Raw genomic sequence first — 274 nt, 5'->3', positions numbered from 1 at the left:
ATTCTTTCGTGTAAGAAAGACCGTTGAATTTTGCGGAAATACTATCATTTTTTTCAGGTTTTTTAAATTTTGTAACCGAAAAAATATTGTCTGTCTTAAAGTTTATCGAATCTTCGTAAGGACTGTTAAAAGTATGATTATCTAGAAATCCGTTAATTGATGCTTCTTTTTTTTGAGCACAGCTAAAGATAAAACTCATCGAAAAAACAAGTTTTAAAACCTTTGGAAATATCAAATTTCGGATCTCTGTATTATTCATTTATCGTGTAAAAAC

Annotated in this window: 1 protein-coding gene; it reads right to left on the bottom strand. The window is 28.1% G+C overall.

Translation table 11 applies throughout. From position 1 onward, the window contains the following. A partial coding sequence (locus tag SB752_RS32430) for a hypothetical protein (RefSeq protein WP_410719502.1) occupies nt 1–235 on the bottom strand: 235 nt, incomplete at its 3' end. Between the last annotated feature and the right edge of the window lie 39 nt (nt 236–274).

Source organism: Brevibacillus sp. SIMBA_040 (assembly GCF_046535075.1).
Lineage (GTDB): Bacteria > Bacillota > Bacilli > Brevibacillales > Brevibacillaceae > Brevibacillus.
The sequence above is the reverse complement of the archived record's forward strand: the minus strand, read 5'-3'. Positions and strand labels throughout refer to the sequence as shown.